Source organism: Pseudomonas sp. LD120, from assembly GCF_009861525.1.
GTDB lineage: Bacteria > Pseudomonadota > Gammaproteobacteria > Pseudomonadales > Pseudomonadaceae > Aquipseudomonas.
Window position 1 is genome coordinate 759725 of record NZ_WVHL01000003.1, and the last position, 26254, is coordinate 785978.

Below are 26254 nucleotides of genomic sequence, written 5' to 3' on the forward strand. Positions count from 1 at the left end.
TTATTCCTCGCCCTTGAGCACATCGGGCAGGTAGGCCCGGTGAAAACCGTTGTACGACTCACTGTTGCGCGCCTTGCTCAACGGCCAGGCACGGCTGCCGAGGCTGGCGGCACCGTCGATGCGCAGGGTGCTGCCGCTGATAAAGGCCGCACCGGGACTGAGCAGAAAGACGATGGCCGCGCTGACTTCCGATTCCGTACCGATGCGTTTGAGCGGCACGTGCTCGCGCAGGGTCGGAATCACCGCCTTGAACGCGCCTTCGTAGGTGTCCATGCCGCTGGAGGCGACCCAGCCCGGGGCCACCGCGTTGACCCGAACCCCGGCATGGCCCCATTCATAGGCCGCGGTTTTGGTGAAGTTGTCCATTCCCGAGCGCGCCGCGCCGGAGTGGCCCATGCCGGGCATGCCGCCCCACATGTCGGCGAGCATGTTGACGATGCTGCCGCCGTGGCGGCTCATGGACTGGTTGAACACTTCCCGGGCCATCAGGAAACCGCCCACCAGATTGGTGCGCAGCACGGTTTCGAAACCTTTCTGGTTGATCGACGCCAGCGGCGCCGGGTACTGGCCGCCGGCATTGTTCACCAGACCGTGGATTGGACCAAAATCCTCGATCAGCTGCGCCACCAGGGCCTTGACTGCGTCCTCGTGGCGAATGTCACAGGCCTGCCAGTGGGCCTGGCCGCCGTCCTCGGCAATCTCCCCGGCAACCTTCTGCAGTTTTTCCGCCTTGCGTCCCACCAGCAGCACCCGGGCGCCGAGGGCCGCCAGTTCGTGGGCGGTGCAGCGGCCGATTCCGCTGCCGCCGCCGGTGACGATGACGGTCTGGTCGGCAAACAACCGGTCTTTGAAAATCGAGTCGTACACCACGGCCACTCCTTAATTGACGGCGTCGGCGATGCGCTGTGGCACCGGGATCTGGATTTCCAGTAACTGCTGGGCGAAGGCCTTGCCTTGCGGGTCGATGCGCAGGCTGGCGACACCGCCGCCGCCCAGGGCGTTTTCCAGCAGGAAGTTGAGGCCATGAATGCCCGGCAGGTACCAGCGCTGCACGCGGCCGTGGACCGGGTCCAGCACATGCCCCATCCATTCCGCCAGTACGGGCGGGCTCAGGGCTTCGGCGATCCATGGCAGGTAGTCGGGGTCGCGCGCCATGACCCCGATGTTGCTGTGATTGCCCTTGTCGCCGGAGCGCGCCACCGCCAGCTTGACCAGGGGCACGCTGGCATCGGCCCGTCCCCGGGGCACAGGCAGCGCATGGGCGATGGGCAGGGCGCCGGGGGCCAGAGGCTCGGTCCGGGGCAGGGCACAGGGATGCTGCTGGCCGGCAAAGTCGATGTGCAACGGGCAGGCTTCCTTGTCCAGCAGGAACGAGAACAGACGGATGACCGGATAGACCGTGGGCCGTCCGCCGACAATTCCGGTCAGGCCCGGGGCCATGCCGGTGGCCGCCTGGGCAATTTCCCGGGAGAACAACACCAGCGCCGCCTTGTGCGGGTGACGCACCGCCAGCTTGATCACCACTTCGCGGCTGTCCTGGCGGCGGCCGTGGGGACCGTAGGTGGCTTCGCTGCCCAGCAGCTCGATATTGACTTCGCTGTAGTCCGGCCAGCCACGCTCGCTGAACATTTCGCGGGTCTTGTCGATGATCGCCTGGCTGACCCGGCGTGCCTTGGCCACCGCATCGATCCCGGCCATCAGGCAACTGGCGGTGCAACGGAAGCCGTCCGGGTAGGTGGCGCTGACCTTGTACTGATGGCTGGGGGGCAGGCCCTTGGCGCCCTCGACCCTGACCTCATTCGGCGCTTGCTGATGCAGTTGCACCTCAGAGAAATCGCACACTACATCCGGAAGCAGGTAAGCCTGTGGATTGCCGATTTCGTACAGCAGTTGTTCGCCAACCGTCAGCGGGCTGATCAGCCCGCCGCTGCCCGGCGCCTTGCTGACCACGAACCGGCCGTCGGCGCCGACTTCCACGATGGGAAAGCCGATGTGCTCGTAGTCCGGCACGTCGCGCCAATCGGTGAAGTTGCCGCCGGTGCATTGGGCGCCGCATTCGATGATGTGCCCGGCCAGGGCGGCCTGGGCCAGGCGGTCGTAGTCCTGCCACGACCAGTTGAACTCGTGGACCAGGGCGGCGCTGACCACCGCGCTGTCGACGCCGCGCCCGGTGATCACGATATCCGCCCCCAGGCCCAGGGCTTCGACGATGCCCGGGGCGCCAAGGTAGGCATTGATGGAGACGCACATCGGCGGCAGGGGCGCGCCGCTGAACATCTCCTTGATCCCGGCGCCGGCCAGTTGCTTGAACTGTGGCTGCAGGTCGTCGCCCAGCAGCACGGCGATCTTCAGCGGCACCCCGGCCTGCTCGCAGGCGGCGCGCAAGGCATGGGCGCAGGCTTGGGGATTGACCCCGCCGGCATTGCTGATGACGCGGATCTTCTGTGCATGGATCGAGCCCAGCAAAGGAGTGAGCACCTCGACGAAGTCCGTGGCGTAACCGGCGTTCGGGTCCTTCATGCGTGCCCCGGCCATGATCGACAGCGTGATCTCGGCCAGATAGTCGAACACCAGGTAGTCCAGGCGTGCGCCTTGCACCAGTTGCGCGGCGGCGCTGCTGGTGTCGCCCCAGAAGGCGCTGGCGCAGCCGATTCGTACAGTCTTGGTCATGGCGGGGCTCTCGGAAAAAGAACTGCGAGGAGGCTACCAAGCAAGCGCTTGGTTTGTAAATGGGTCAGTGGATTGTTCTGCCCAAGCGCTTGCTTGGTGATCCCGGGGAGCTTAAATTGCGCGCGCTACAGCCGGTTTCGGGCTGGGCTCTTGATGAAGTGACGCTAGGAGAACACCGGTGGACGAGCAAAAAGCCTTGCAGGTGGTACGCGAGCTGATTGCCAGCGGGCAAGTGACCGATCCCGACAGTGCCCGAGGCAAACTGTTGCAGACCGCCGCCCATCTGTTTCGCAATAAGGGCTACGAACGCACCACGGTGCGCGATCTGGCCAGTGCGGTGGGCATCCAGTCCGGCAGCATCTTTCACCACTTCAAGAGCAAGGACGACATCCTACGGGCGGTGATGCAGGAAACCATCCACTACAACACCGCCCTGATGCGCGCCGAACTGGCCGAGGCTGGCAGCGTGCGCGAGCGTGTGCTGGCGCTGATCCGCTGCGAACTGCAATCGATCATGGGCGGCAGCGGCGAAGCCATGGCGGTGCTGGTCTATGAGTGGCGGTCGCTGTCCCCGGAGGGTCAGGCCGAGGTGCTGGCCCTGCGCGACCTTTATGAACAGATCTGGCTCCAGGTGCTGGGTGAGGCCAAGGCCGCCGGATTCATCAAGGGCGATGTGTTCATTACCCGGCGCTTCCTGACCGGCGCGTTGTCCTGGACCACCACCTGGTTTCGAGCCGAGGGCAGCATGACTCTGGAGCAATTGGCCCAGGAGGCGCTGCTGCTTGTGCTCAAGGATCATTGAGGTGTTGATTTAATCTTCATCACGACGTTGTCGAAGTGCCTGAATACGCCTAGCTTTACCCCATTCATTTTTAACTGAGGTGTGTTGCTTTGATGTTTTTGCAGCGGCGGTCAGCCTTACTAATGCTCTCGCTGGTGCTGGCAACACTGTGGGTCTGTCCTGCCTCGTCAGCACAGGTGGTGCGGGTTGCCGCGGCGCATTTTCCACCGTACACCGTGCGTCCGGAAACCGGTGCCGATACCGGTTTGCTGCCGCAGTTGGTAGAAGCCCTCAACCAGTCTCAGGGTAAGTACCAGTTCGTCCTGGTGCCCACTTCGATTCCCCGGCGTTTTCGTGATTTCGAGCAGGGGCGGGTCGACTTGGCGATCTTCGAAAACCCCGATTGGGGCTGGCAGAACATTGCCCATACCAGCGTCGACATGGGGCTGGAGGACGCGGAGATTTTCGTTGCCCAGCGTCAACCCGGACGTGGCCAAGACTATTTCGCCGACTTTTCGGGTAAGCGTCTGGCGTTGTTCAGCGGTTATCACTACGCCTTCGCCCAGTTCAATGCCGACCCCAAATACCTGGCCGACACCTACAACGCCACCCTGACCTATTCCCACGACAGCAACCTGCTGATGGTCCTGCGGGGCCGGGCGGATATTGCCCCGGTGACCCGTTCCTACCTCAGCGACTTTCTCGCTCGTAACCTTGAGAGCACCGACCAATTGCTAGTGTCCCAGCGCATCGATCAGGTCTATCACCACTACACACTGATCCGTCCCAAGGCGCCAATCAGTGCGAACGACTTTGCCGGACTGCTGCAAAAACTGCGGGATAACGGCCAGATGCTGAAAATCTTCGATCCCTACCGCATCGTCGTGATGCCCGTGCCTCACGCTTGAGACCCGGATTCCGCGATCCCGTTTCCGCGGGCTGAGAAATGAGGCTGCTGTGCTGCCCAAGCCTCGCCAAGGAGGGCTCCAAGAGCTGGCTTGTTGATCGCGGTCACTCGCTCAGTAGTTAACGGACTGCCGACCTCACTTCCACATCCGGATCGCTGAGTTTGCAGCCATCCAGGCAGACTGCCTGATCATTTCGAGGGTACGAGGCGCTGGAAGGCGTTGGGTCATCTCTCGAACTTCCCCTACAAAACCAAGCGAAGCAACTCCGCTCTTCAGCGGCATCGCCTTACGCCTTTGCGCCAGGAGCCTGGGTGGGTGGTTTTTGTCAGGTCGCCAGGGCATCAATCGCTAATGTCGCATAGGTCGTCAGTTGGTACCGAGGGCTGACAGATGCACGCTTGATTTGAGATCGCTCTCATATAAATGACGTAAGTACTTTGCTAGCGTTCCGGTCGCTCTTTCATCAGCTTAAGGACAAGCTTATGTTCGCGCCGGCCGACTCCGCGCAGTTCGAACTGTTGATTCCCTCCGTCCGCAATGATTTCAAAGTGCTGGCCTTTGCGGGCGTCGAGGCGATCAGCGCTTTGTATGCAATCCACGTCGAATTGCTCAGCGAACACCCCGATTTCGATTTGCAAAGCCTGCTCTGTCAGCCCGCGTTTCTGCGCTTCGGCCTTGAGGGCGAGGGCCTGCATGGCCGCATCGAAGAGGTCAAGGTGGGGGAATCCGGTAAGCGCCTGACCCATTACCACCTGACCCTGGTGCCAGCGCTGCATTACCTGCAGTTTCGTCACAACCAGCGGATTTTCCAGCACCTGACGGTGCCGCAGATCGTGGCTCAAGTGCTCCAGGAACACGGCATTTTGCCGGATGTGTTCACCTTTCATGTCGACAATGCCCCGCAGCGCGAGTACTGCACCCAATACGCTGAAAGCGATTTTGAGTTCATCCAGCGCCTGTGCGCCGAGGAAGGCATCGCCTGGCATCACCAGCACTCGGTTGAAGATCACCTGCTGGTGTTCAGCGAGGATCAAACCTGGTTCCCCAAGCTCGGCGTCACGCCCTATCAACCCGGCAGTGGCAACGTCGCCGATCACCCGGTGATCAGGCGTTTTTCTCAGCGTTTCAGCACCCGCACCAACCAGGTCACACGCCGCGATTACGACCTGGAACGGCCCAACCGCCTGCTGGAAAGCCGCTACCGGGTCGAGTCGGGCCCGCCGCTTGAGGACTATCGCTACCCCGCGCCTTTGCCCACCGAGGCCCGTGGTAAAAAACTCGCCCAGCGTGCCCTGGAAAGTCATCGCGTCGACTACCAGTTGGTCGAGGGTGAGAGTGATCAGCCGACCCTGCGCAGCGGCCACTTCTTCACCTTGGCCGAGCACCCGCGCCAAGCCTGCAATGATTTGTGGCTGTTGCTCAGTGTTCATCACACAGGCAAGCAGCCTCAGGTACTCGAAGAAGTGATGAGCCCCGACACCTCTGAAGCGGGGTTCACCCAGGGCTACCGCAACCACTTCAGCGCGATTCCCTGGGACAGGCTTTATCGCCCGCCTTTGCCGGCTCGCAAACCCGTGCTGGTCAGCCAGACCGCGCGGGTCACGGGGCCCGTGGGCGAGGATATTTTCTGTGATGCTCACGGTAGGGTCCGCGTCGAACTGCCCTGGGACCGAGCGGAGCTCAACAGCGAAAAAAGCAGCTGCTGGTTGCGGGTTTCATCCAGCTGGGCCGGGGACCGTTTTGGTGCGGTGAGCATTCCCCGGATCGGCATGGAAGTGGTGGTGACCTACCTAGAAGGCGATCCCGATCAGCCCTTGATCACCGGTTGTGTGGTCAACAAGGCGACCCCGGCGCCTTACCCATTACCGGCGAACAACAGCAAGACCGTGCTGCGCAGCCACAGCACGCCCCACAGCGGCGGCTACAACGAACTGATGATCGAAGACCGCACTGGGCAGGAGAAAATCTTCCTGCGGGCGCAGCGTGATCTCGAACAACTGATCCTCAACGACAGCGATACCCGCATCGGCCACTCGCGCCGTGAGCAGATCACCCAGGACAGCCACAGCCTGATCGGCAACGACCGTTCCGAGCAGGTCGATGGCAACAGCTCAAGCCTGATCCAGGGCGATGAAACCCACACCACCCAAGGCATCCGCAACACCGTGATTGTCGGTGACGAGCGGCTCTCCCTCAGCGGCAACGCCAGCACCACCGTGGCGGGAACTTGGGTGATCCAGGCCGGCAGCCAGGCTCGGGTCAACGCCGCTAACGTGGTGATCGATGCCGGCATGAGCCTGACCCTCCAGGCGGGTGGGCAGCATATTGTCATCAACTCGGGGGGGATTTTCAGCAGCGTGCCGATTGTCGTCGGGGGCGCGCCGTTGGCGGGTGTTCAACCGCTGCAAAGTGTCCAGGCACAGGCTCTGTTGGCACACCCCATGATCGCCCCGACCTTGCCTGCGCTGATGGCGGCGACCAAGGTTCAGGACATCGACTTCTGCCCGATCTGCGAGGCTTGTAGAGATGGCCTTTGCCTGCCTGTTGGGGTGACCTCATGATGGTCGTGGCCCCGGGTCAATGGATGACCGAACAGCTGAAATCCGGCCATTCACTGTGCTTGATTCTGGACTCCGAAGACGCAACAGACACCCGCCAGGCACTGTTGAAACATCGCGACTCGCAGCGGTATCGCAGCGTGTACAGCGAGACTCAGGTTGCCGACTTGGCCGACTCAGGGCCGTTCATATTCCTCATCGACAACCTCCATGACGAAGTCCTCAAATCGCTGCTCAAGGTTCCTGAGCGAAATTGGGGCTGGTTAGCGAGCATTCGCCAAGGTGATCTGTCCGCGCTGACCCGGCATTGGCGCGAGCGCCTGATCATGGGGGAGCGCCCCAACCAGGCGCTGTACCGCTTTCATGACAATCGGGTTTTGACCCGTGCTCTGGGGCATATCGCCCAAGAAGCACGTCCTGAGTACCTGGGGCCTGCGATCAGTGTGTGCTACTGGCAGGGTACGCATTGGGCAGTTGTCCATAATCCGGCTCCCGGCCACTACCCGACTCTGGCCGATCCTGCATGGCTGAACGTCCCTGCACCGCAGGGGCAGGCGATGAACATTCTTCATTGCAACCTCTACCGATATTTGTGGGCGCAACGCAGCGACGATCTGCTTGCGCTCAGCCAACGGCAAGACCCAAAGCTATGGCTGACCGAGCAGTTGGCGCAGGCCCGGCAATAGGGCTGGCTGGCACCTGAGCAAGTGCATTTCCTGGTTCTGCAAAACGTGAACCAGGCTGAGCCGCCCCTCATAAGAAACTGGCAGCCTCGGTCCGATGAAACACCTTTGGCTCACTTCGAGCGTCTTTTTAATGAGGCGAAATTCTGGTCAGGAGAGGGATCTGTATGACGCACCTGCGACGCTTCACTCCCCACGCTCGGCGAGCCTTGCTAGTCAGCATGCTGCTGTCGGTGACGGGTTGCTCGATGGCACCGACCGAGAGTTTTACCTTTCAGGCTGAGTTGCCGGAGCACTTTTTCGTCGATGGCACGGCGTATTACGTTCCGGCCCCGGGGGAGGTCTGCAGGGCGCCCTCTGGCGAGGAGCGGCGAGGGCCCGGGCGTCGTTATTTTCCCAGGACTGCGCAGGTTGATTTCAAGGTACCGCTGACCGACACGGAACACGGCTGCTCGATGGTGCTGAAACGATTGGAGTTGGGCATTGAAGGGCAATGGGGAAAACGCGAGTTGGACATGAGCCTGCAGTCTGCCGCGCTGTCGATCGACGATGAGCCAACAGCAACGACGCTCGCGCTACCGACTTCACAGCCCTTGGTTTTTCAGCGGCAGTGCCAATGGTTGTTTCGCACCGTGGGATCGAAACGCGTCATCAGGAAAATCCTGAAATGCCGAGCGCAGGACACCAATGGCACGGTGCAAAAAAGCCGGGTGGGTAAAACTTTGCCGCGTAATCAGTTAGCGGGTAAGACCGTGAAGTTGGTAATTAGTGTCGCGGATAAGGAAAAGCCATATTACAAGGGGTGGTGGCTCGAGACTCCTGATGGCTGGAGGGCTTGCACTGGTTTGTGGGGAACCAATAACGAAGAACCCTGCGTCAAACCTTATAAGTTCATTAAATTCTTCAAAATGCCCGATGGCCGTGACTGCACCGTGTACCCCAACTGCACTGAATAAGGACATCAATCGATGAGTGCGTATAAATCCATGGAGGATTGGGAGGCGCCGTTTTTTAGCGGCAAGATGCTGGCTTGCCCATTAAAAGAGCAATGGATCAGCTTTCAGTTGGTGGATGAGTTTGGCGATGGAAAACCCTACGCGGGTTTGGCCTATAGCCTTCAGGACAGCGCGGAGCAACAGTATGCAGGAGTACTAGACTCCGAAGGGGTCGCCAAAATTGAAGACTGCTATCGTGGGCCCGTTGTAGTAACTCTGGACTCACCGTATGCAGGTACTATAAAAATTTATCGGCAACTAATGAGTAGAGAGTCATACCCACTCCCCATTACCGAACTTCAAGTTCGCGCCGAGCAAACCCGTTTCTTCCACAAGGACGGTTTCCGTGTCGAGTATAACCCTGCGCAAAAAGACGCCGATGAGTTTATCCAGGTGGAAGTGCGGGATCTGGTCAAGCAAGTGGCCCATCTGCCCCCTGTCGTGGCGCGTCACTATCCGCCAAACGAGATCGTGGTGAAAGCGCTCAGCGACCTTGGGTTTGGTCCTGAGCCCATGGAACTTTTTGGCGTTGGGTTGTTGCCGAACCGGCACACCGTGCTGGAAGTTCGCCCAATGCGTGCGTTGCGGCCCTTGTTGTCCACCGATAATGCGTTCAGTGCATTGAACCTGTACCAACTCGCGATCATGGCGGATTTGAGTTATTCCGACTTTGGTCAGCAACCTGAAAAAGCCCCCGTGGACTCTGTGAGTTTTCCGCTGGACCCCAGCGTCGGCAACTTTTTCGGTGAGGCGCTTGCAAATTTTCGTGAAAGTTGGAAGGTCGATCGCGAACAATCGTCGATTCACCGTTGCTTCCCGCTTTACGAGGACGTTCCTTACTCGAAACGCTTCGAGGTCTTGCCCTTCGATCCCATGCTGTATGAGCAAAACAAACCTGGCGAAGATCAGGAAGACCCTTCGAAGCTGCATTTTTTCGATGACAAGAACAAGTTCTGGTTCAGTGGGAAAAGCACCCAGGCCTATATCACCCATCATGATGAAGTGGTGCTGATCGGTATCCGCGGAACGCTCGAAATGTCGGATTGGTGGCGAGATGTCGATGCGGCACAAGTGCCTTTCGAAGAAGGTGAAGGTAAGGTCCATCACGGTTTTTACGACGCCTATCAGGCGTTGAAGAAGTTTGTTCAGGATTATCTGGACCAGTTTCACATCGGCCAAAAAATTATTATCTGCGGTCATAGCCTGGGCGGTGCGATTGCGTTGTTACTGGCTGAAGCTCTTCGTCGAGATGCTGATAACGATTACAACGTTCTGCTCTACACCTATGGCGCACCGCGAGCCGGCGATGCCGATTTCGTCGCGGCAGCGTCAGCGTTGCCCCATCACCGTATGGTGAACAACAACGATGTAGTGCCCAGCGTGCCCGCGCCCTGGATGAACGCACGAAGAAACATCTGGATACCGGGACTGGCCACTGTCTTTATCACCAACCCGATTCTGGGCATCTTGATCTTCGCCGCAGGCTTGGTTCGTGTCGGTGGCGCGCCTTATCAGCACCATGGTGAGCTGCACCATTTCATGCCCGTGGATTTTACTGGCAAGGAGAGGTCGGCAATTCTCTGGAGCCCGGGCTGTGCTTCCATCGAGGAAGCTGCCTGCACCCGGGCCATCGCCAAAAATGGCGATCTGCCGTTTCGCGATGGTCTCTTTGCCCAACTGATGCAGGCGGGAGATCACAGTGCGCCGCACGCCTATATTCCTTTCTCCTGGGCGACCTTGCGGCGCTGGCAGCAAACACAGGAAGCGGGCAGAACCCTAGTCACCGAGCGTGAATACAACCTGGTAACGGCGGCATTGAGGGAGATGCGCAGCCAGGTTCAGAACCAGCGTCGTCAAGAAATGGACACCCGGGGCTACAACACTAACGATCCACAGTATCTACAGGCAGTGTCCGAGTTGTCCGCAGAGTCGCAAAAGCTCAACACCTCGATGCAGCGCCTGCAGACCCTTCGTGAACGCCATCTGACACGGGTTGATGTCTATGGCAGCGCCGCGCAGTCCCAAACGTTGGAAGAAACCTTGCAGCGATGGATGGCTCAAAAGGAAAACAATGCCCAAGTGCAGATTGCAATGATCCCTCGCTCGTCGAGTGATGATTTAAGGATCGCTTCCCACATCGGCATGCCTTACACACTGGATATCGACTCCATTGTTTAAAGACCGTGTTGCGCCAACTGGCACCCCTTGTCCGGACCTAATGGACAAGCAAGGCAACCAGCACTTCTGCTAGTGGGTTAATGGTGGAGCGGTACTTCGGCCATGGTTTTGTGGGCGTATTTGTTTTCAATGCGCCGCTAGCCACCGAGCTGCAAAAAAGCCGCCACGGAAAAACACATGAGCAAATCTGTGGGGATGGAGGAGGGAATCATTTAAAAACAGTAAAGAATGAAGTTTCTCAGGAATATGTGAATGCTTTGTATCGTGCTTAAAGGAGTACTGGCGTGAGTGTACTAGTGTCGGGTAGTAATATTGTGGAGTTGTACAAGGGCGGGGAGGGACCGAAAAAATATAGCTATAAACCATTTACTTTATTTCAGGTTGGTCATTTTTTAGTAATGGTTGTAACGATGATGATGTCGTCTGTGAGATTGATAAATTCACGGACGCTGCTGTTGATTGTATGGGGTTCGATATTGTTTTTGGTCTTGGTTTTGCTTCCGGCTGGGGTGATTATTTTTTTTGTGGAGATGTCTGAGAAAAAGAAAAAGTTAGCAGAAGAGTCTCCCGTTGAAAAAGTTCTGGGTGTTAGTTTTCAGAAGGAGTGGTGTTCGATAGAGGTGTCTAAAGGCTCTGTAGTTATGGCTTATATGCTTCCAAGGTCAGGCATTAAATCCATATCGGCTTACACTCAGTCGGGGTGGTTTTGGGTCAGGGATAGGGGTTTTATGATTGAGTGTAGTGATGGTAAACAACTTCGGTTTATTTTGAGGATGAATAAATTTGAACGTCTTAAGTTTATTGATGAGCTACTGCTGTCGTTGGAAAGTATCGGTTATTCCACAGGAAAGGCCAGGGCATTCCAAGTTTAGGTTGATACAGCTGCTGAAGAGCAGAGTTGTTATTGAATAGTGCCCCCGCTTGTGCTTGCCCAGGTCTCTAACGAAACCATCGTTTTCAACGATCGTCAGCCGCTGATTGCCGTGGCGATAGGGTCGCGGCCTAAATTTCTCCCACCGGCCCACGTCACTTGGTTGAATGCCCATTGACGGTGAGCCCTGCCATGTCCGTTGTGAATCCGCTGAGTGTCGAGGCTGTGCCGGTAGGCAGGGCGCCGGTGGTCGAGGAGGTTGCCGGCCGGCAGCGGCTGTTCGAATGGATCGGGACCCGAAAGTCGCCGGTGGCGCCCATTGATGCCCAGTCCGTCGAAGCCGCCCGGCAGGACCGGTTGGCATTCTGGTTGTCGGCGCAAGTGCATGCGCTGTACCTGGACCTGCCAGGCGCGCCAGCGCCCCCGGCACCCGCCCACGCCAGCGCTTATGCCGGGCATAACCGTTGTCGGTATTGCCAGCAGGAGTTCGATCTTTTGCACAAACGTGCGGCATTGCGGGTGCTTGGCCAGAGTGGCTTGGTTGAGGCGTGAACACGGCTTCCAGGGGGTGCCGCTCGCCGCTCGCCGCTCAGCGTCGGGCGAAGGTATCGGGTCGGTTGCCCGAGACTTTGCGGCAATGCACCAGGGCATCGCGAATCATGAAGTTCACCAGGGTCGGCGAGACCCCCAGCTCCTTGGCGATGTCCTTTTGCGGCACGCCGTGCAGGCGATACATCTCGAAGGCGTAGCGGGTGCGGCTGGGCAGCTCGGTCAGGGCATCGGCAATGTGCTCCAGGGTGGAAAAGTTCATGTGCGAGGTTTCGGGCGAAGCGCCATGAATCACCACATTCAAGCCTTCTTCTTCGGTGCCCGAATACTTCTGCTCCAGCGCCTGCTTGCGGTAATGGTCGATGGCCAGGTTGCGCACGATCTGGAACAGGTAGCTGAGCTGGGCCTTGAACGAAGAGGTGATTTGCGGCGCCGACTGCAGGCGGAAAAAGGCATCCTGGACCACATCTTCAGCCCGGGATCGGCAGCCGGTAATACGGGCTGCGATCTTGACCAGGATCAGACGGTTGTCGACAAAAGCCTGGAGTAACGGTGAATCGCACCTGCTTGTGGATACTTGCTCCGTCATGGAAATCACCTTGTTGCAAAGAAGTTAGTGGGACGTCAGAAAAATCTGACCCGTCCTACACATCGAGCGACAAATTAGGCTTAATGATAATGATTGTCAATTGAGAAAAAGAACTAATTCTCTCTCGCAGTGCGGATTGAGAACGGCCGCTCATTCAGGGGGCTGGAGCGGGCCCTGCCAGGGCCGATGGGGACTAATTATTTGCCGAGGTCATCCGTTCCCAAGGGAGAAAGATTCCGGGCAGCAAGCCCGGGCGCGGCGCCTTGCGCATGCCTGTGACCTGTTGCCAACCCGTTGATTTTCGTTGGGTTGCCAGGGGCATGGCAGGGCAGGAGCCGCTCTCCATCGCAAGCACACTCCTGGCAGGAAACCCCATGACGGACGCGTTCGAACTCCCCAGCACCCTGGCCCAAGCCCTTCAACGCCGGGCAGTCCTGGCCCCTGATCAAGTGGCGTTGCGCTTTCTCGCCCAAGAGCAGGCGCAGAGCGTGGTCCTCAGTTACCGGGACCTGGATCTTCGCGCGCGGACCATTGCCGCGGCCCTGCAAGCCAACGCTGATTTCGGCGACCGCGCGGTGCTGCTGTTTCCCAGTGGCCCGGACTACGTCGCGGCGTTCTTCGGCTGTCTGTATGCCGGGGTGATCGCGGTGCCGGCCTATCCTCCGGAATCGACCCGTCGCCATCACCAGGAGCGGCTGCTGTCGATCCTGGCCGATGCCGAGCCCCGGCTGCTGCTGACCAGCGCCGGGCTGCGCGATTCGCTGTTGCAGATGGACGAACTCAAGGCCGTTGGTGCGCCGCCATTGCTGTGCGTGGACACCCTGGACCCCGCGCTGGCGCAAGACTGGCAGGCCGTGGAGCTTAAGGACGATGACATCGCCTTCCTGCAGTACACCTCCGGCTCCACTGCGCTGCCCAAGGGCGTACAGGTCAGCCATGGCAACCTGGTGGCCAACGAGCTGTTGATCCGGCGCGGCTTCGGTATCGACCTCAATCCCGACGACGTGATCGTCAGTTGGCTGCCGCTGTACCACGACATGGGCCTGATCGGTGGCCTGCTGCAACCGATCTTCAGCGGCGTGCCCTGCGTGCTGATGTCGCCGGCCTACTTCCTGGCCCGCCCCGTACGCTGGCTGGAAGCGATCAGCGAATACGGCGGCACCATCAGCGGCGGTCCGGATTTCGCCTACCGCCTGTGCAGCGAGCGGGTCAGCGAATCGGCCCTGGAGCACCTCGACCTCAGCCGCTGGCGCGTGGCCTATTCCGGTTCCGAACCGATCCGCCGCGACACCCTGGAGCGCTTTGCCGAGGCCTTCGCCGCCTGCGGTTTCAGTGCCGATAGTTTCCTCGCCTCCTACGGCCTGGCCGAAGCCACCCTGTTTGTCGCCGGGGGCGTGCGCGGCCAGGGCATCCCGGCCCTGCAACTGGACGACCAGGCCCTGGCGCAGAACCGGGCCGAGCCGGGGCAGGGCAGCGCCATGATGAGTTGCGGTTTCAGTCAGCCTGAGCACGCGGTGCTGGTGGTGGACCCACAGCAGCTCACGGAGTTGCCAGATAATCGCATCGGCGAAGTCTGGGCCGCCGGGCCGAGCATCGCCCACGGCTACTGGCGCAACCCCGAAGCCACGGCCAAGACCTTCGTCCAGCATGCCGGCCGCACCTGGCTGCGCACCGGCGACCTGGGCTTTGTGCGCGACGGCGAGCTGTTCATCACCGGGCGCCTGAAAGACCTGCTGATCGTGCGCGGGCACAACCTGTATCCCCAGGACATCGAAAAAGCCATCGAGCGCGAAGTGGAAGTGGTGCGCAAGGGCCGGGTGGCGGCGTTTGCGGTCAGCGACCAGGGCCATGAAGGCATCGGCATCGCCGCGGAAATCAGCCGCAGCGTGCAGAAGATCCTGCCCCCCGAAGCGCTGATCAAGGCCATCCGCCAGGCCGTGGCCGAAGCCTGCCAGGAAGCGCCCAGCGTGGTGCTGCTGCTCAACCCCGGGGCCTTGCCGAAAACCTCCAGCGGCAAGTTGCAGCGTTCCGCCTGCCGCACACGGTTGGCCGATGGCAGCCTGGATCATTACGCGCTGTTCCCGCAGGCCGGTAGCGCAACAGCGGACGCCGTAGCAAGCACGGGTGACGCGCTGCAAACCCTGATCGGGCGGATCTGGCAGGAACAACTGCAATGCGCTTCAGTGGCCGCCGACGATCACTTCTTCCTCCTGGGGGGCAACTCGATTGCCGCCACCCAGGTCACGGCCCGCCTGCGCGAGGAGCTGGGCCTGGAGCTGAGCCTGCGGCTGTTGTTCGAAGCGCCGACCCTGGGCGCCTTCAGCGCTGCCGTGGCGCGCCTGCAACAGGACGGCGGCGTGGCCCAGGGCGGCATCCAGGCTCTGTCGCGCCAGCAGCCGCTGCCCCAATCCCTGGCGCAGAACCGCCTGTGGATCACCTGGCAACTGGACCCGCACAGCAGCGCCTACAACATTCCCGGTGGCCTGCGCCTGCGCGGCGAGTTGGACGAAGACGCCCTGCGCGCCAGCTTCCAGCACCTGCTGCAACGCCACGAAGCGCTGCGCACGCGCTTCTTCGAGCGCGACGGTCAGGCCTTGCAACAGGTGAGCGCCGCTGGCGAATTCCACCTGCAGGTGATCGACATCAGCGACCTGCCTGTGGCCGAGCGCGAAGCCCGGGCGCGGCAGATCCGCGAAGACGAAGCGCGCACCCAGTTCGACCTGGAAAAGGGCCCGCTGTACTGGGCGACCCTGATCCGCCTGGACGATGAAGAGCACCAGTTGCTGCTGACCCTGCACCACATCATTGCTGACGGTTGGTCGCTGAATGTGCTGATCGACGAGTTCTCCCGGCTCTACGCCGCCGCGGTCCAGGGCCAGCGCCTGGAGCTGGCGCCGCTGGCCCTGCAATACGCCGACTACGGCAGCTGGCAGCGCCAGTGGCTGGCCCAGGGCGAAGGCCAGCGCCAACTGGACTACTGGAAGCAGCAACTGGCCGATGAGGCCCCGGTGCTCAACCTGGCCACCGATCACCCGCGTTCGGCCCAGATCCGCCACAGCGCCGCGCGCCACAGCCTGCGCCTGAGCACGAGCCAGAGCGACGCCGTGCGCCAGGCCGCCCAGGCTCAGCAGGCCACGCCGTTCATGCTGTTGCTGGCGGCGTTCCAAACCCTGCTGTACCGCTACAGCGGGCAGAGCGACATCCGCATCGGCGTGCCCAACGCCAACCGCCCACGCCTGGAAACCCAAGGCCTGCTGGGCTTTTTCATCAACACCCAGGTATTGCGCGGCCAGTTGGATGGGCGCCAGACCTTTGCCGGGTTGCTGCAACAGACCCGCCGCAGCGTCCTTGAGGCCCAGGCGCATCAGGATCTGCCTTTCGAACAATTGCTCGAAGCCTTCCCCGAAGCCCGCGAGCAAGGCCTGTTCCAGGTCATGTTCAACCACCAGCAGCGCGACCTCGGCGCCTTGCGCCGCCTGCCGGGGCTGCTGGCCGAAGAGCTGCCGTGGCACAGCCGCGAGGCCAAGTTCGACCTGCAACTGCACAGCGAAGAGGATCGCAACGGCCGCCTGAGCCTCGCCTTCGACTACGCCGACGAGCTGTTCGACGCGGCGACCATCGAACGTCTGGCCGGGCATTTCATCAGCTTGCTGGAGCATGCCTGCCAGCAGCCGGACAGTGCCCTGGGCGACTTGCCGTTGCTCGGCAAGGTCGAAGCGGCGCAACTGCAACAATGGAGCGTGGCCCCCTGCGCGAGCGCCGAACGCTGGCTGCCGGAACGCTTGCATGAGCAACTGCAGCAAACCCCAGAGCGCACCGCGCTGATCTGGGACAGCGGGCAACTGAGCTTTGCCCAGCTGCATGCCCAGGCCAACCGCCTGGCCCACTACCTGCGGGACAAGGGCGTCGGCCCGGACGTGTGCGTGGCCATCGCCGCGGAGCGTTCGCCGCAACTGCTGATCGGCCTGTTGGCGATCATCAAGGCCGGCGGCGCCTACGTGCCCCTGGACCCAGACTACCCCGCCGAACGCCTGGCCTACATGCTCGAAGACAGCGGCGTGCAACTGCTGCTGACCCAGACCCATCTGCTGGGCCAGATGCCCGAAGCCCCGGGTGTCAGCGCCATTGCCATGGACAGCCTCAAGCTCGACAGCTGGCCGAGCCAGGCCCCGGGCCTGCATTTGGACGGCGAGCACCTGGCCTATGTGATCTACACCTCCGGCTCCACCGGCCAGCCCAAGGGCGTGGGCAACACCCATCGCGCCTTGATGGAGCGCCTGCAATGGATGCAGGACCGCTATCCATTGCAGGCCGACGATGTGCTGATGCAGAAGGCCCCCATCAGCTTCGACGTGTCGGTGTGGGAGTGCTTCTGGCCGCTGATCAGCGGTTGCCGCCTGCTGCTCGCCGCCCCCGGCGAGCACCGCGACCCGCAGCGCATCGCCCAGCTGGTTCAGGCGTACGGCGTGACCACGCTGCACTTCGTGCCGCCGCTGTTGCAGTTGTTTGTCGATGAGCCGCTGAGCGCTGAATGCCATAGCCTGCGCCGGGTGTTCTCCGGTGGCGAAGCCTTGCCCGCCGAACTGCGCAACCGGCTGTTGCAGCAGTTGCCGAATGTGCAACTGCACAACCGCTACGGCCCCACCGAAACCGCGATCAACGTGACCCACTGGCAGTGTTCGGTGGATGACGGCGAGCGCTCGCCCATTGGCCGGCCGCTGGGCAATGTGCTGTGCCGGGTGCTGGATGCCGAGCTCAACCTGCTGCCCGGCGGGGTGCCCGGCGAGCTATGCATCAGCGGCCAGGGGTTGGCCCGGGGTTACCTGGGACGCCCGGCCCTGACCGCCGAACGCTTTGTGGTCGACCCGCTGAGTGAGGAGGGCGCGCGCCTGTACCGCACCGGTGACCGCGTACGCTGGTGCGCCGATGGCGTGCTGGAATACCTCGGCCGCCTCGATCAGCAGGTCAAGCTGCGGGGTTTTCGGGTCGAGCCGCAGGAAATCGAAGCACGGCTGCTGGCCCAGGACGGCGTGGCCCAGGCCACGGTGCTGGTGCGCGACACCGTCGCCGGCCCGCAGTTGATCGGCTACTACACCGCCCAGGCCCGCGACGAAGATGAAACCGAGCAACGCGCTCGGCTGACAACCGCCCTGGCCGCCGAGCTGCCGGAGTACATGGTGCCGGCGCAACTGCTGCGCCTGGAGGCCATGCCCCTGAGCCCCAGCGGCAAGCTCGATCGCCGGGCCCTGCCGGAGCCGCAATGGCAGGTACGCCAACACGTCGAACCGAGCACCGATCTGGAACGGCAGATCGCCGCCATCTGGCGCGAAGTGCTGGGCCAGCCACGGATCGGCCTCAAGGACGATTTCTTCGCCCTGGGCGGGCATTCGCTGCTGGCCACCCAGATCATTTCCCGTACCCGTCAGGCCTGCGACGTCGAGCTGCCGCTGCGGGCGCTGTTCGAAGCCAGCGAGCTGGAAGACTTTGCCGAACAGGTGCTGCTGATCCAGCAGTCCGGCGCGCGCAACCAGCAGCCGCCGATTGCCCGGGTCGACCGCAGCCAAGCGGTGCCGCTGTCCTACTCCCAGCAGCGCATGTGGTTCCTCTGGCAGATGGAGCCCGACAGCCCGGCCTACAACGTCGGCGGCATGGCGCGGCTGTCCGGGGTGCTGGACGTGGGGCGCTTCGAGGCCGCGTTGCAAGCGCTGATTCTGCGCCACGAAACCCTGCGCACCACTTTCCCCAGTGTCAATGGCGTGGCCCACCAGCAGGTGCAGGCCGACACCGGCCTGCGCATGGCCTGGCAGGACTTCTCGGCCCTGGCCCCGGATGCCCGGCAACAGCGCCTGCAGCAATTGGCGGACAGCGAAGCCCACCAGCCCTTCGACCTGGAGACCGGCCCGCTGCTGCGCGCCTGCCTGGTCAAGGCCGGCGAGCAGGAGCACTACTTCGTCCTGACCCTGCACCACATCGTCACCGAAGGCTGGGCCATGGACATCTTCGCCCGCGAATTGGGCGCGCTGTACGAAGCCTTCCTCGACGACCGCGAATCGCCCCTGGAACCCTTGCCCGTGCAGTACCTGGACTACAGCGTGTGGCAGCGCCAGTGGCTGGAATCCGGCGAGCGCCAGCGCCAGCTGGACTACTGGACCGGGCAACTGGGCCGCGAACACCCATTGCTGGAACTGCCCAGCGACCGGCCACGGCCGGCGGTGCAAAGCCACCAGGGCGAGCTGTACCGCTTTGACTTGAGCGACGAACTGGCGGCCCGGGTGCGCACCTTCAATGCCGAGCACGGCCTGACCCTGTTCATGACCATGACCGCCGCGTTGTCGCTGCTGCTGTATCGCTACAGCGGTCAGACCGACCTGCGCATCGGCGCGCCGGTGGCCAACCGCATCCGCCCGGAAAGCGAAGGGCTGATCGGCGCCTTCCTCAACACCCAGGTGCTGCGTTGCCAGCTCGACGGGCAGATGAGCGTCGGCCAGTTGCTGGAGCAGGTGCGCCACACCGTGATCGAGGGCCAGTCGCACCAGGACCTGCCGTTCGACCATCTGGTAGAAGCCTTGCAACCGCCGCGCAGCACCGCCTACAACCCGCTGTTCCAGGTGATGTGCAACGTCCAGCGCTGGGAGTTCCAGCAAAGCCGGCAACTGGCGGGCATGACCGTGGAGTACCTGGTCAACGACGCCCGGGCCACCAAGTTCGACCTCAACCTGGAAGTCACCGACCTGGATCAGCGCCTGGGTTGCTGCCTGACCTACAGCACCGACCTGTTCGACGAGCCGCGCATTGCGCGCATGGCCGGCCATTGGCGCAACCTGCTGCAGGCCCTGATCGACGATCCGCAACGGCGCTTGTGCGAACTGCCGCTGCTGCACGCCGAGGAACAGCAGCAACTGCTGGACAGCCTGAGCGTCGAGCCCGGCGAGCACCGCCTGGACCAGTGCATCCACCACCTGTTCAGCGAGCAGGCCCTGGCCCGTCGCGACGCCCCGGCCCTGACCTTCGCCGGACAGACCCTGAGCTACAGCGAACTGGACAGCCGCGCCAACCGCCTGGCCTGGATGCTGCGCGAGCGTGGCGTGGGCCCGCAAGTGCGGGTCGGCCTGGCCCTGGAGCGCTCCCTGGACATGGTCGTCGGCCTGCTGGCGATCCTCAAGGCCGGTGGCGCCTACGTGCCCCTGGACCCGGAATACCCCCTGGACCGCCTGCACTACATGATCGAAGACAGCGGTCTCGGCCTGCTGCTCAGCGATGCGCGGATGTTCGCCGCTCTGGGCCAGTTGCCGACGGGGGTCGGTCGTTGGTGCCTGGAGGAAGACGGCGCGCGGCTGGCCGACTACCCGGCCAGCGAGCTGCCCTTGATCAGCCTGCCGCAGCATCAGGCGTACCTGATCTACACCTCCGGCTCCACCGGCCAGCCCAAGGGCGTGGTGGTGTCCCATGGGGAAATCGCCATGCACTGCCAGGCGGTGATCCGTCGTTTCGGCATGCGCCCGGACGACTGCGAGCTGCACTTCTATTCCATCAATTTCGACGCCGCCACCGAGCGCCTGCTGGTGCCGCTGCTCAGTGGCGCTCAGGTGGTGCTGCGAGCGCAGGGCCAGTGGGACGCCGAAGAGATCTGTCAGTTGATTCGTCAGCATCGCATCAGCATCCTCGGCTTCACCCCGAGCTACGGCAGCCAGTTGGCCCAGCATCTGGCGACCCAGCAGCAGACCCTGCCGGTGCGCATGTGCATCACCGGCGGTGAGGCCCTGACCGGCGAGCACCTGCAGCGCATTCGCGCGGCGTTCCAGCCGAGCCTGTTCTTCAACGCCTACGGCCCCACCGAAACCGTGGTCATGCCCTTGGCCAGCCTAGCGCCGCAGCACGTGGCCGAAGGCATGGCCAGCGTGCCCATCGGCCGCATTGTCGGGGCGCGGGTGGCTTACATTCTCGATGCCGATCTGACCCTGATGCCGCAAGGCGCCACCGGCGAGCTGTATGTCGGCGGCGCCGGCCTGGCCCAGGGGTATCACCGTCGTCCGGGGATGAGCGCCGAGCGTTTTGTCGCCGACCCGTTCGCCAGCGATGGCGGGCGCCTGTACCGCACCGGCGATCTGGTGCGCCAGTGCGCCGATGGCCAGTTGGAGTACATCGGCCGGGTCGACCATCAGGTGAAGATTCGCGGTTTCCGCATCGAGCTGGGGGAAATCGAAACCCGTCTGCTGGATCATCCTGCCGTGCGCGAAGCAGTGGTGCTGGCCCTGGACACCCCGGCCGGTAAACAGCTGGCCGCTTATCTGGTGACCGAGGTGGCCGGGCACAACGAGGCGCAGCAGGCCAACCTGCGTGAAGCCCTCAAGCAGCAGCTGAAAACCCAACTGCCGGACTACATGGTGCCGACCCACCTGATCCTGCTCGACAGCATGCCGCTGACCGCCAACGGCAAGCTCGACCGCCGGGCCCTGCCGATGCCGGACCCAGAGCTCAATCGCCAGCAGTACGTGGCACCGAGCAATGATCTGGAGCAGACCCTGGCCAGGGTCTGGGGCGAAGTGCTGAACGTGCAGCGCGTGGGCCTCAACGACAATTTCTTCGAACTGGGGGGCGACTCGATCCTGTCGATCCAGGTGGTCAGCCGTGCCCGCCAGATGGGGATTCATTTCACCCCGCGGGACCTGTTCCAGCACCAGACCGTGCAGACCCTGGCCCGGGTCGCCAGCCACACTCAGCGCGTCAGCGCCGAGCAGGGCCAGCTCAGTGGCGAAGCGCCGCTGACGCCGATCCAGCATTGGTTCTTCGACGCGGCCATTCCCCAGCCGCAGCATTGGAACCAGGCGCTGCTGCTGGAGCCGCTGGGCGTGCTCGATGCCCACTTGCTGGAACAGGCATTGCTGGCGGTGCTGGAGCAGCACGACGCCCTGCGCCTGCGCTTCTCTCAAGTGGACGGGCAATGGCGCGCCGAGTACCTGCCGCTGTCCGACGCGCCGGTGCTGTGGCAAGTGCGGGTGCCGTCCATGGCCACCTGCGAGGCGCTGTTCGCCGATGCCCAGCGCAGCCTCGATCTGGAACACGGGCCGCTGCTGCGGGCGGTGCTGGTGGACGGGCCGGAAGGCGAGCAACGCCTGCTGCTGGCGATCCACCATTTGGTGGTGGATGGCGTGTCCTGGCGCGTGCTTTTGGAGGATCTGCAGAACGCCTATCGCCAGCTGCAAGCCGGACAGAGCCTGAGCCTGCCGGCCAAGACCAACGCATTGCGCGACTGGTCGAGCCGCCTTCAAGCCTATGCCGGCAGCGAATCCCTACGTGAGGAGCTGGGCTGGTGGCAGCAGCAACTGGCCGGCCCCGCCGCGCAATTGCCAGGCTTGAATGCCGCCGGTAGCCAACAGCATCAGCAGGCCCGCAGCCACAGTGTGACCCTGGATGCCGAGCGCACCCGCCAGCTGTTGCAACAGGCCCCGGCGGCCTACCGCACCCAGGTCAACGACCTGCTGCTGACCGCCCTGGCCCGGGTGCTGTGCCGCTGGAGCGGGCAGTCATCGGCCCTGGTGCAACTGGAAGGCCACGGCCGCGAGGCGCTGTTCGACGAGATCGACCTGACCCGCAGCGTCGGCTGGTTCACCAGCGCCTATCCGCTGCGCCTGACCCCGTTGCAAGTGGAAGAAGCGGCCGGGCAGGGCGCCTCGATCAAGGCCATCAAGGAACAACTGCGAGCGGTGCCGCACAAGGGCCTGGGGTATGGCGTGCTGCGCTACCTGGCCGATGACGCCTGCCGCGAGGCTTTGGCGGCGCTGCCGCTGGCGCCGGTGACCTTCAACTACCTGGGGCAGTTCGACCAGAGCTTCGGCGCCGACGCATTGCTGCGTCCGCTGGATGAGTCCGTGGGCCCGACCCATGCACCTGAAGCACCGTTGCCCAACGAGCTGAGCATCGACAGCCAGGTCTATGGCGGCGAGCTGGTGCTGCGCTGGACTTACAGCGGCGAACGTTTCGACGCCGAGCTGATCGGCGAACTGGCGGACGCCTACCTGGGCGAGCTGCACAGCCTGATCGCCCATTGCCTGAAGGACGATGCCGGTGGCCTGACGCCGTCGGACTTCCCCCTGGCGCGCCTGACCCAGGCCCAGCTCGATGGCCTGCCGGTGCCGGCTGTGCAGATCGAAGACGTCTACCCGCTGACCCCGATGCAGGAAGGCATGCTGCTGCACACCCTGCTGGAGCCGGGCACCGGCCTGTATTACATGCAGGACCGCTACCGCATCAACAGCGAGCTGGACCCGCAGCGTTTCGCCCAGGCCTGGCAGGCGGTGGTGGCGCGCCACGAAGCGCTGCGCGCGTCTTTCTGCTGGAACGTCGGCGAAGACATGCTGCAGGTTATCCACAAGCCGGGCCGCACCCCGATCGAGTTCCTCGACTGGAGCGCGGTGCCTGAGGCCGAGCAGGAACCCAAGCTGCAAGCCCTGCACAAACAGGAGCGCGAGGCCGGTTTCGATCTGCTCAATCAGGCGCCGTTCCACCTGCGGTTGATCCGCGTCGGCGCCGCGCGCTACTGGTTCATGATGAGCAATCACCACATCCTCATTGATGCCTGGTGCCGCTCGCTGTTGATGAACGACTTCTTCGAGCTCTACACCGCCCTGGGCGAAGGTCGCGAGGCGCAACTGGCCGTACCACCGCGTTACCGCGACTACATCGGTTGGCTGCAACACCAGAGCCTGTCCGAGGCGCGGCAGTGGTGGCGGCACAACCTTGAGGGCTTTGAACGCACCACGCCGATCCCCAGCGACCGGCCGTTTATGCGCGAACACGCCGGCGACAGCGGCGGCATGATCGTCGGCGACTGCTACACCCGCCTGGATGCCCGGGACGGCGCGCAACTGCGCGAGCTGGCGCAGCAGCATCAGCTGACCGTCAACACCTTCGCCCAGGCGGCCTGGGCCCTGGTGCTGCGGCGCATGAGCGGCGATCGCGACGTGCTGTTCGGCGTCACCGTGGCCGGGCGCCCGGTGGACATGCCGGAGATGCAACGAACCGTCGGCCTGTTCATCAACAGCATCGCCCTGCGGGTCAAGCTGCCTGAGGAGGGGGAGCGCTGCAGCGTGCGCCAGTGGCTCAGCGGCTTGCTCGATCGCAACATGCAACTGCGTGAATACGACTACCTGCCGCTGGTAGCGATTCAGGAGTGCAGCGAGCTGCCCAAGGGCCAGCCGCTGTTCGACAGCCTGTTCGTGTTCGAGAACGCCCCGGTGGAAGTCTCGGTGCTGGACCGTGCCCAGAGTTTGAACGCCAGTTCGGATTCCGGCCGTACCCACACCAACTTCCCGATCACCGCCGTGTGCTACCCGGGGGATGACCTGGGCCTGCACCTGTCCTACGACCAGCGCTACTTCGAACAGGCGACCATCGAGCGCCTGCTCGGCGAGTTCAAGCGCCTGCTGCTGGCGCTGATGCAGGGCTTGCATGGCGACATGGCCGAACTGCCGCTGCTGGGTGAAGAGGAGCAGGACTTCCTGCTGGCCGGCTGCAACCAGAGCCAGCATGAGTACCCGCTGCAGCGCAGCTACGTGGAACTGTTCGAGGCCCAGGTGGCGGCGCACCCGCAGCGCGTGGCCGCCAGTTGCCTGGACCAGCGCTACAGCTACGCCGAGTTGAACCGCTACAGCAACCGCCTGGGCCATGCCTTGATTGCCAACGGCGTGGGCTTTGATCAGCCAGTGGCCTTGCTGGCCGAGCGCGGCCTGGAGCTGCTGGGCATGATCATCGGCAGCTTCAAGGCCGGGGCCGGCTACCTGCCCCTGGACCCGGGCCTGCCGAGCCAGCGCCTGGGGCGCATCATCGAGCTCAGCCGCACGCCGATCCTGGTCTGCACCGCGGCCTGTCGCGAACAGGCCCAGGCCCTGCTGGACGAGTTCGCCTGTGCCGGTCGCCCGCGGCTGCTGGTCTGGGAAGAGCTGCAAGGCGCCGGGCATGCCGAGCACAACCCGGGCCGCTACAGCGCGCCGGACAACCTGGCCTACGTGATCTACACCTCCGGTTCCACCGGCCTGCCCAAGGGCGTGATGGTGGAGCAGCGCGGCATGCTCAACAACCAGTTGAGCAAGGTGCCGTACCTGCACTTAAGCGAAGCCGACGTGATCGCTCAGACCGCGTCCCAGAGCTTCGACATTTCGGTCTGGCAGTTCCTTGCCGCACCGTTGTTCGGCGCTCGGGTCGACATTGTGCCCAACACCATCGCCCACGATCCCCAGGGCCTGTTGGCTCACGTCCAGGAGCAGGGCATCACGGTGCTGGAGAGCGTGCCGTCGCTGATCCAGGGCATGCTCTCCCAGGACGCCATCGCCCTGGATGGCCTGCTCTGGATGCTGCCCACCGGCGAGGCCATGCCACCGGAGTTGGCGCACCAATGGCTGCTGCGTTATCCACAGATCGGTTTGGTGAATGCCTACGGTCCGGCGGAATGTTCCGATGACGTGGCCTTCTTCCGGGTGGACCTGGCTTCGACCCGGGGCGCCTACCTGCCCATCGGTACGCCCACCGACAACAACCAGCTGTACCTGATGGACGAAGCCCTGGAACTGGTGCCCCTGGGCGCTGTCGGCGAGCTGTGCGTAGCGGGCACCGGGGTCGGCCGTGGCTACGTCAGCGACCCGTTGCGTACCGCGCAGGCCTTCGTGCCCCATCCGTTCGGTGCGGCGGGCGAACGCCTGTACCGCACCGGCGACCTGGCACGCCGGCGCAGCGACGGCGTATTGGAATACGTTGGCCGGATCGACCATCAGGTGAAGATTCGCGGCTACCGCATCGAACTGGGTGAGATCGAAGCGCGCCTGCACGAACAGCCGGAACTGCGCGATGCCGCCGTGGGGGTGCAGGAAGGGGTCAACGGCAAGCATCTGGTGGGCTATCTGGTGGCCAGTGACTCAAGCCTGAGCCCGAGCGAATGCCTGGAGCGGATCAAACCGCGCCTGCGCGCCGAGCTGCCGGAATACATGGTGCCGCTGCACTGGTTGTGGCTGCAGCGCCTGCCGCTCAACGCCAACGGCAAGCTCGATCGCAAGGCCCTGCCGGCCCTGGAGATCGGCCAGTTGCACAGCCAGGACTATCAAGCCCCGGGCAGCGAACTGGAGCAGACCCTGGCGGACATCTGGGCCGAGGTGCTCAAGGTCGAACGGGTGGGCGTGCGCGACAACTTCTTCGAGTTGGGCGGGCATTCCCTGCTGGCCACGCAGATCGCCTCACGGGTGCAGAAAACCCTGCAACGCAACGTACCGCTGCGGGCCATGTTCGAATGCAGCACGGTGCAGGAGTTGGCCGCGTACATCGACGGCTTGGCCGGGAGCGAGATCAGCGAGGAGAAGGTCGACCGGCTGAGTGATCTGATGGCTGAGTTGGAGGGCTTGTAAGCTTTTGCGGCGGGCGTAGCCACCCCAAAGGCTGCGCCTCACTCCTTCAGGAAGGTCGCGCATTCAGGCTTTACGGCCGCT

12 protein-coding genes are annotated in these 26254 nt (G+C 62.9%); 9 read left to right on the plus strand and 3 right to left on the minus strand.

The features are described from left to right. Together PLD_RS09780 and PLD_RS09785 are read right to left on the minus strand one after the other, a co-directional pair. Positions 1–870, minus strand: coding sequence for an SDR family oxidoreductase (locus PLD_RS09780; RefSeq protein ID WP_159892112.1), 870 nt, complete (start codon positions 868–870; stop codon positions 1–3). A gap of 9 nt (positions 871–879) precedes the next feature. Continuing rightward, a complete protein-coding gene (locus PLD_RS09785) occupies positions 880–2670 on the minus strand; it encodes an acyclic terpene utilization AtuA family protein (protein WP_159892114.1) in 1791 nt (596 codons plus the stop codon). Positions 2671–2848: 178 nt separating this feature from the next. Between PLD_RS09785 and PLD_RS09790 the strand changes: the two genes are divergently transcribed. From PLD_RS09790 to PLD_RS09825, 8 genes are all read left to right on the plus strand, one after another. Further along, positions 2849–3472, plus strand: a complete 624-nt coding sequence (locus PLD_RS09790) for a TetR/AcrR family transcriptional regulator (RefSeq protein WP_159892116.1) — start codon at positions 2849–2851, stop codon at positions 3470–3472. A 92-nt stretch (positions 3473–3564) separates the two neighbouring features. Beyond that, on the plus strand, positions 3565–4359 hold the full coding sequence (locus PLD_RS09795; protein WP_159892118.1) for an ABC transporter substrate-binding protein: 795 nt from the start codon (positions 3565–3567) through the stop codon (positions 4357–4359). A gap of 482 nt (positions 4360–4841) precedes the next feature. Next, entirely contained in the window at positions 4842–6920 is a 2079-nt protein-coding gene (tssI, locus tag PLD_RS09800) for a type VI secretion system tip protein VgrG (RefSeq protein ID WP_159892120.1), read from the plus strand. Further along, positions 6917–7603, plus strand: a complete 687-nt coding sequence (locus tag PLD_RS09805; RefSeq protein ID WP_306110120.1) for a DUF4123 domain-containing protein — start codon at positions 6917–6919, stop codon at positions 7601–7603. The genes tssI and PLD_RS09805 overlap by 4 nt, the downstream gene beginning before the upstream one ends. 164 nt (positions 7604–7767) lie before the next feature. Continuing rightward, positions 7768–8556, plus strand: coding sequence for a hypothetical protein (locus PLD_RS09810; protein ID WP_256674584.1), 789 nt, complete (start codon positions 7768–7770; stop codon positions 8554–8556). 12 nt (positions 8557–8568) lie between these two features. Beyond that, a complete protein-coding gene (locus PLD_RS09815) occupies positions 8569–10773 on the plus strand; it encodes a lipase family protein (RefSeq protein WP_256674585.1) in 2205 nt (734 codons plus the stop codon). A 284-nt stretch (positions 10774–11057) separates the two neighbouring features. After that, complete coding sequence (locus tag PLD_RS09820; protein ID WP_159892122.1) at positions 11058–11645, plus strand: hypothetical protein; 588 nt, start codon at positions 11058–11060, stop codon at positions 11643–11645. A gap of 191 nt (positions 11646–11836) precedes the next feature. Then, positions 11837–12196 carry a pyoverdine biosynthesis protein gene (locus PLD_RS09825; RefSeq protein ID WP_159892124.1) on the plus strand — a complete coding sequence of 120 codons (360 nt, stop codon included), beginning with the start codon at positions 11837–11839 and terminating at the stop codon, positions 12194–12196. A 37-nt stretch (positions 12197–12233) separates the two neighbouring features. Here the strand turns inward: PLD_RS09825 and PLD_RS09830 are convergent, their stop codons facing one another. Further along, positions 12234–12782, minus strand: a complete 549-nt coding sequence (locus PLD_RS09830) for an RNA polymerase factor sigma-70 (protein WP_060840367.1) — start codon at positions 12780–12782, stop codon at positions 12234–12236. A gap of 374 nt (positions 12783–13156) precedes the next feature. Between PLD_RS09830 and PLD_RS09835 the strand changes: the two genes are divergently transcribed. Continuing rightward, a complete protein-coding gene (locus PLD_RS09835; RefSeq protein WP_159892126.1) occupies positions 13157–26173 on the plus strand; it encodes a non-ribosomal peptide synthetase in 13017 nt (4338 codons plus the stop codon). Positions 26174–26254 lie beyond the last annotated feature (81 nt).